We start from the raw sequence: 5,531 nt of genomic DNA, 5'->3' as shown, positions 1-5,531 counted from the left end.
GCTCCCCCAGAGGGAAATGCGCTTATTAGGTGAGGGATGAAGATGGACAACGCGAAAGATTGGTTTGGATACGACAGCCTGGCCTTTTTCGGGAGGGTCAACGCCTCGATTTCCCATGAGCTGAAAAACGTCATGGCCATCATTTCCGAGACGGCCGGGCTGCTCGGCGACTTGTCGGAATTGGCCCGGGGGGGGAAATCCATCGACCCCGAAATGCTCACCAGCAGCACCGACAGCATCATCGAGGAAATCCAGCGGGGGTTCACCACCATCCGACAGATGAATCGGTTTGCCCACAGTGTCGATACCCCTGTCGCATCCGTCGATCTGATGGAAATCCTGGACCTGGTTTGCAACCTTTCCGGCTACCTGTCCTTTGCCGGGAAAACCAACCTGCACGCTGGCGCAGGGACAGCCGCCATGGCGCAGACCTGTCCGTTCATTCTCCAGGCGATCCTTTACCAGGCGATGGTCCATATTTTCCAGAATACCGGTCCGCGGGCAAAACTGGATATATCCGTTCAATCCAATACCGAATCGAACTGGCGGATCTGTTTTTCCGGATTCAGTTTCAAGGAACTGGAGGTGTTCTCCGATGACCGCGTCAATCACATGGCGGCATCGATCGGCGTTTCCATTCGCTGGAACCGCACTTCGGATTGCCTGGAAATTGATGTTCCGATCTCCTTTGGGTTTGCTCAGGGCAATGGCGCGGCTGGATGATGGCCGGAAATAGAACTGCGGTGACCGGGCAAGGGTCTCAGCAACGCAAAATTTAAGGATAGGAGTGGCACATGGTGGTAAAGGTACTCCCTTTTTTGGCGTGGTTCAAAAACTACGACAAGGCATCCCTGCAACTTGACGCGCTTTCGGGCCTGACCGTGGCTCTGGTTCTGATCCCCCAGTCCATGGCATATGCCCAGCTTGCGGGATTGCCCGCCTATTACGGGCTTTACGCCTCTTTTCTGCCGCCGATGATTGCCGCACTGTTCGGTTCCAGCCGCCAGCTGGCCACCGGGCCGGTGGCGGTGGTCTCCCTGATGACAGCGGCATCACTGGCGCCGCTGGCCACCGCAGGCAGCCCCGGATACATCGCCTATGCCATTTTATTGGCCCTGATGATCGGCCTATTTCAGTTGTCACTGGGCATCCTGCGGCTGGGACTGGTGGTCAATTTTTTATCACACCCTGTGGTCAACGGCTTTACCAACGCCGCCGCCATCATCATCGCTTCCTCTCAGCTGTCAAAAATGTTCGGTGTCTACGTCGACACCGCGCCGCACCATTACGAAACCATCATCCACGTTGTCGAGGCAGCCACCCACTACACCCACTGGCCGACCCTGCTGATGGGGGCGTCTGCTTTCGGTGTTATGTACGGCCTCAAGTGGCTTTCGCCGCGAATCCCCAATGTCCTGGTGGCCGTGGTCATCACTACGATCATCTCTTGGGCCACTGGGTTCGAACACGACCGCTTCGTTGATATCGATGCCATTGAATCCGCTTCTGTGCGCCAACTGATCGAGTCGTTCAATAACGCCACCGCAGCCCTGCCACCCCTTTCCGAGGGACGAACCCACTTCGGTGAAGCGTTGGAAAACGCCAGGAAGAGCCACGACGAGATCGGCGTTCTGGATGCTGCGCACAATGTGGACGTGGTTAACCTGAATATTTCACACCTGCAAGAGGATGTTCACCGCTACCGGGAGCAGATCCGGTCGATCCTACTTGCCGGTGTTGCCCAGGTGGATGGATCCTTTATTTTTTATCCTAAAGATAAGGTCCCTGCCGGCCTGGAAAGCGACGGGCTCACATGGCGCATCAAGGTCGGCAACGAAGCGTTGGACACCGGCCGTCTCAAGATGATGGGCGGCGGCGCCGTGGTCGGCACCATCCCCAGAGGCTTGCCGACGCTGAGCGTACCGCCGATCAACTTCGGGGTCATGCTTCATTTGCTGCCTTTTGCCGCGATTATCTCGTTGTTGGGTTTCATGGAAGCGATTTCGATTGCCAAGGCCATGGCCGGCAAGACCGGACAACGACTCGACCCCAACCAGGAACTGATTGGTCAGGGGTTGGGCAATATCTTTGGCGCCATCGGTAAGAGTTATCCCACATCCGGCTCCTTTTCACGTTCGGCGGTCAATCTGCAAGCCCGGGCCGTCAGCGGATTATCAAGCGTTTTTACCAGCTTGGCCGTGGTGATCGTACTTTTATTTTTTACGCCGTTGCTCTATCATCTTCCCCAGGCCGTACTGGCCGCCGTCATCATGATCGCTGTTATCGGTTTGCTGAACGTTTCCGGTTTTATCCATGCCTGGAAGGCCAAATGGTATGACGGCGCGATCTCCATCATTTCGTTTGTCAGTACCTTGGTATTCGCCCCCCACCTGGATAAGGGCATCATGATCGGTGTCGCGCTATCCCTGATGGTTTTTCTTTACAAGAGCATGCGCCCCAGGGTGGCTTTCTTGTCCCGGTCGGAAGACGAGGCGCTGCGTTGTGTGACAACCCACGCATTAGAGGAGTGCCCCTATGTGACCCTGGTACGTTTCGACGGCCCCCTGTTTTTTGCCAATGCCAGCTACCTGGAAGACACGATCACCGAAATGATACGCAGCAAGGAGGGCCTCAATCATATCCTCCTCGTTTCCAATGGGATCAACGATATCGATTCGTCTGGCGAAGAGACCCTGTCGCTGCTGGTGGATCGGGTCAGGAGCAATGGAATCGACATTTCGATGAGCGGGGTGAACGAGACGGTCATGGAGGTGTTCAGCCGCACTCACTTTCTGGCGAAAATCGGTGAGGATCATCTTTTCCCGACTATGGAAAAAGGCATCGTCGCTATCCATGGATCCGCTCACGAGCATGACCCGGAAGCGAATTGTCCCCTGTTAAACGCTTGCCGACTTGTTGAAGCCTAAAGGAGGATTTACCCATGCCAGTCATTACCATATTCAGCGGCAGCTACTGCAACGATGAACAGGTCGTCCGGGAAATCGGTTCGCGAACCGGCTATCGGCTGATTTCGGACAAGACAATCGTTGCCGAAGCCAGTCGCCTTTCCAATATCCCTGAAAACCGGATCGAGCGGGTGTTTGCCGAAAAAACATCGGTATTCAACCGCCTGACCCGTGAGCGGGAGCGTTCGTTGGCGTACCTTCGGTTGGCCCTGGCCAAAAACCTTACTGAAGACGACCTGATTATCTGCGGTTTTGCCGGACAGCTTATCCCGCGCGCCATCAATCATGTGCTGCGGGTCTGCCTGATTGCGGATATGAATTCGCGAATCGCTGTCGCCGCCAACCAGCACCGGCTCGCCAAACCCGAGGCCCTTAAAGCCATCCACCGTGACGATGCGAAGTGTGCCGCATGGGTGTATAGGCTTCATGGCGCTAACGATCCATGGCGTAACTCCCTCTACGATATCACCTTTCCAACCGACAAAGCATCGCCGGACGAAATTGCCGACATGGTAGAAAAAAACATCAACGCTTCCGTCATCAAACTTGCCGGTCGCTCCCAAAAGGCGGTAGATGATTTCAAAATCGCCGCCCAGGTGGAGGTGGCTCTGGTCAAGAAAGGCCATGCCGTTGGGATCGACGTCCGGGAAGGCGCCGTCGCCCTGACCATTAACAAGCACGTGTTGTTGCTCAGCCGCCTGGAAGATGAACTCAAGGGTATCGCCGCCCGGGTGCCGGGGGTGATGTCAGTTGAGACCAAGGTGGGGCCCGGCTATTACCAGACCGATGTCTACCGGCGCCAGGATTTTGAAGCCCCATCGAAGATCCTGCTGGTGGACGATGAAAAAAAATACGTTCAGACGCTGTCCAAACGGTTGATGATGCGCGAACTGGAGTCGGCGGTGGTCTATGATGGCGAATCGGCCCTTGAACTGGCCCGGGAGGACGAACCCGATGTCATGATTTTGGACCTCAGGATGCCAGGCATCGATGGCATCGAAGTGTTGCGCCGCGTGAAAAAGACTCACCCGGCGATCGAAGTTATCGTTTTGACCAGCCAGGGATCGGAAACCGATAAAAAAACGTGCATGGAGTTGGGTGCATTTGCCTTCCTTTCAAAAACGGTGGATATCGAGGAATTGAGCAAGACCATTAAGGCCGCTAAAGAGAAAATCCGTCAAGATAGAGAGGGCCGGCAGTCGAACCAGGCGGATGGCTGACAGACGCCGCACGGGTGTGCCGACCCGGTATGGATAGACAGATGCTGGCGGCGCCAGTGGGTCTGCTCTTGTATAAAGAACAATTTTTTTTTAACCCACACAAGTGGAGGGTGTCATGGAAACGGACAACACAATTAAAATTCTCTTGGTCGATGACGAAATCAAATTCTTGAAGGCGGTTTCGGAGCGGCTGTCCATCAAGGGTTTCGACGTGACGACGGCCGCTAACGGAGACGAGGCGATCGATGCGGCCAATAAAGGGGGGTTCGACGTGGCGGTATTGGATTTACAGATGCCGGGCACCGACGGTGCGCAGGTTCTGAAAATTCTCAAAAGCAACCATAAATTCATCGAGATCCTCATGCTGACCGGGCACGCCACGGTGGAATCCGCTGTGGAATGCACAAGGCTCGGCGCCTTTAAATACCTGGAAAAGCCATGCGATACCAACAAACTGGTGGAGGCACTTAAAGAGGCCTACCAGGCCAGACTGCAAAAGAAGTTTGAAAGCAATCTGAAGCGAATGGAAGCGATTCAGAAAATGTCCATGAATCAATCCCCGCTGGGGCTGCTCAGGGAAATGGCGAAGCTGGATGATAACCGCAAATAAGGGCGTTGACCGGCGTTTTAATTTGTCGGCTCTACCGGACAATTGCGGTCAAAGATGATCAATAACCATGTGATCCGAACCAATCGCAAGTCAAGCCGGTTTGGATCCATAACACCAACCTTCACATAAAAAGGAACCTGTAATGAGAAGATCGTTTAAGGTACAATCCACTGTGGTCACAGTTTTTGCTTTTATTGTTGTATGCATGGTTATTGGCTGCGGCAACGGAGAAAAGTTGGAAACACAGCTCAGCGGTTCCTGGAAGCGTGTCCAAGGTGACGGTACCGTAGAGATCAACCTTGAGAAAAGTCCACTATCATTGGTCTTCGACGGAAAGACATACCCAGCCACGATCGATAAAGTGGATAAGGGCAAAAACAGTGTTCATCTCAAGGTGACCACCGACAACGGAACGTCGGAGGAGTGGATTCTACATCAGGTTTGGAATGACAACGGATCGACATTCAAGCTGGCCTTCAGGCACAATGGTACGCAAGAGACACTGGTCTCCGCCGGAAAGTCCTGATGGGCGATCCGTTCTAAGCAAGACCAGCAAACCGGAAATCGACACTTATCCTCACTGGACGGCATTTCCAGCGACTTGCCGCAGGCAAGGAGATTGGAGCATATCTCAAAGATAAGGATCAAGGGTTCAGGGCAAGGCATGCAATGGCGAATCCGTGCAGCATACAGGTAGTATGTAGGCATGTTGAGTCGTTTCATAACGCCGCCATG

Annotated in this window: 5 protein-coding genes; all 5 read left to right on the top strand. The window is 54.2% G+C overall.

The window, feature by feature from the left end; translation table 11 throughout:
* Positions 1-42: 42 nt before the first annotated feature.
* The 5 genes from ABYV26_RS19510 to ABYV26_RS19490 all read left to right on the top strand — a co-directional run bounded on the left by ABYV26_RS19510 (position 43) and on the right by ABYV26_RS19490 (position 5,322).
* A complete protein-coding gene (locus tag ABYV26_RS19510; protein WP_372683030.1) occupies positions 43-723 on the top strand; it encodes a hypothetical protein in 681 nt (226 codons plus the stop codon).
* A gap of 71 nt (positions 724-794) precedes the next feature.
* Positions 795-2,927 (top strand): SulP family inorganic anion transporter, encoded by a 2,133-nt coding sequence (locus tag ABYV26_RS19505; protein WP_372683029.1) that lies wholly within the window; start codon positions 795-797, stop codon positions 2,925-2,927.
* A 14-nt stretch (positions 2,928-2,941) separates the two neighbouring features.
* Positions 2,942-4,186 carry a response regulator gene (locus tag ABYV26_RS19500; RefSeq protein ID WP_372683028.1) on the top strand — a complete coding sequence of 415 codons (1,245 nt, stop codon included), beginning with the start codon at positions 2,942-2,944 and terminating at the stop codon, positions 4,184-4,186.
* A gap of 115 nt (positions 4,187-4,301) precedes the next feature.
* The gene (locus ABYV26_RS19495) at positions 4,302-4,796 is read left to right on the top strand and encodes a response regulator (RefSeq protein ID WP_372683027.1); all 495 of its coding nucleotides are present in this window, start codon (positions 4,302-4,304) and stop codon (positions 4,794-4,796) included.
* 235 nt (positions 4,797-5,031) lie between these two features.
* A complete protein-coding gene (locus ABYV26_RS19490) occupies positions 5,032-5,322 on the top strand; it encodes a hypothetical protein (protein ID WP_372683026.1) in 291 nt (96 codons plus the stop codon).
* Positions 5,323-5,531: the final 209 nt, after the last annotated feature.

Origin of the sequence: Desulfosarcina sp. (assembly GCF_041551955.1) — a bacterium.
Lineage (GTDB): Bacteria > Desulfobacterota > Desulfobacteria > Desulfobacterales > Desulfosarcinaceae > Desulfosarcina.
This window is presented reverse-complemented; position numbering and strand designations above follow the sequence as displayed.

Bases quoted from the DNA above. Each gene is read 5' to 3' on its own strand.
- ABYV26_RS19505 (WP_372683029.1), top strand. From the start codon at position 795: ATGGTGGTAAAGGTACTCCCTTTTTTGGCGTGGTTCAAAAACTACGAC.
- ABYV26_RS19510 (WP_372683030.1), top strand. From the start codon at position 43: ATGGACAACGCGAAAGATTGGTTTGGATACGACAGCCTGGCCTTTTTC.
- ABYV26_RS19500 (WP_372683028.1), top strand. From the start codon at position 2,942: ATGCCAGTCATTACCATATTCAGCGGCAGCTACTGCAACGATGAACAG.
- ABYV26_RS19495 (WP_372683027.1), top strand. From the start codon at position 4,302: ATGGAAACGGACAACACAATTAAAATTCTCTTGGTCGATGACGAAATC.